The sequence below is a fragment of the Bacillus sp. CFBP9009 genome (assembly GCF_036541465.1).
Classification (GTDB): domain Bacteria; phylum Bacillota; class Bacilli; order Bacillales; family DSM-1321; genus Peribacillus.
In genome coordinates this window covers 1-1,384 of the sequence record NZ_JAZHFU010000046.1, presented here as the reverse complement: position 1 = coordinate 1,384, position 1,384 = coordinate 1, and the positions used below count along the sequence as shown (strand labels likewise).

Genomic DNA, 1,384 nt, shown 5'->3' with positions numbered 1-1,384 from the left:
CGTTCTACCCTGGCTACTGTTATAGTAAAACCAAATAAAAAATGGTCAACCAGAAATATCTGGCTGACCTTATAATACGAACGGGGCAGTTTAGTTTAATAAGATCTTTAGAGTCAAACTACCAGTTGAAACCTTTTTAGGGAAAATCTCGTATATAGATTTAGGGAAATGTTTTTTTAGAATAGGAGGAACAGGTTATGTTAGGGGATATTATATATCAAGTTATTGTTTTCGGAGGTATAGCATTAATTTTAGGTGTTTTAGGTTATTTATTTTTTAAGAAGACCAAGAAAAGCTAATTAAATTTCTAATTCAAGTATCGGGTGCGTTAGTTCATTAAGAAGGCAGTCAATTTGAGGGACTTTTAGAAGTAAAAAAACACTGATATACAACTAAAAATCTGGATAGTGTATTTTGAAATAGCTCTGAATTATTAGTTGGAAGGATATTTGAAAATTTTATGGAAAACAATACTTTAACAATCGGGGGTGACAAAATGAAACAAAATATATGGGAGAAAGAATATAGAAATGTTGAGAGTTTATGGGGTTTCAATCCTAAAAGTATCTTATCTCAATATGTTGAAATGCTTCCTGAAAACGGAGAGGTTTTAGACATAGGTATTGGAGAGGGAAGAAATGCCCTTTTTTTTGCTAAACAGGGATTTGCTGTTGAGGGTATCGATATTTCGGAAACAGCAGTAGAACGATGTTTGGAACTTTCGAAAGAGCACAATTTGAATATTAACGCTAAAGTTCAAGATATTACTTCTTTTGAGATTGAACCAAATAAATATTCTTTAATTATACTTTCTAATGTACTTAATTTTTTTCCTGATAAGGATATTAAAATTATTATCGAAAAGGTGAAAAATGGGTTGATTAAAAATGGGTTGGTATATATTAATGCCTTTGATGATAAAGAACCAGGTAGAAAGAAAGCTCCAGCGAAGTATGAGCAGTTAGCAGAGCATACGTTTTATATTGAAAGTTCAAATATGTTTCTTCATTATTTTACAAGAAGTGAATTAGAAGGATTTTTTGCCGATTATAAAACGATAAGCTTGTCTCAGTCTTACTCTATGGATATTTCGCACGGTCAACCTCATTTCCATAGCACATTAGAAATAATGTCACAAAAGTCTTAAAAAAGTTATCATTCTTATTACACTAATAGCAGTGTTAGTTCCTGAAAAAGGACACCATTTGATGGCCTTTGGAATGTAAAAAAATATCCTTAAGGAACTAACGCTGAAGATCAGAGCTGTCTTTAAGGCAGCTTTTTCTTACGGAACTAACGGGGCAGGATAGCATTCCTGTAGTTCGTTATTTTTCAGCTTTGAAAAAAATAGGGCTCCTCAGTAAGATATGAGTAAGACACCACT

Annotated in this window: 2 protein-coding genes; both read left to right on the top strand. The window is 32.4% G+C overall.

Annotation, left to right across the window (positions count from 1 at the left end):
* Window positions 1-197: 197 nt before the first annotated feature.
* Entirely contained in the window at window positions 198-299 is a 102-nt protein-coding gene (locus tag V3595_RS28600; RefSeq protein ID WP_275728507.1) for an LPXTG cell wall anchor domain-containing protein, read from the top strand.
* A 197-nt stretch (window positions 300-496) separates the two neighbouring features.
* Complete coding sequence (locus V3595_RS28595) at window positions 497-1,147, top strand: class I SAM-dependent methyltransferase (protein WP_485911337.1); 651 nt, start codon at window positions 497-499, stop codon at window positions 1,145-1,147.
* Window positions 1,148-1,384: the final 237 nt, after the last annotated feature.

Excerpts from the sequence above, each read along its gene's own strand:
- V3595_RS28600 (WP_275728507.1), top strand. The coding sequence starts at position 198 with ATGTTAGGGGATATTATATATCAAGTTATTGTTTTCGGAGGTATAGCA.
- V3595_RS28595 (WP_485911337.1), top strand. The coding sequence starts at position 497 with ATGAAACAAAATATATGGGAGAAAGAATATAGAAATGTTGAGAGTTTA.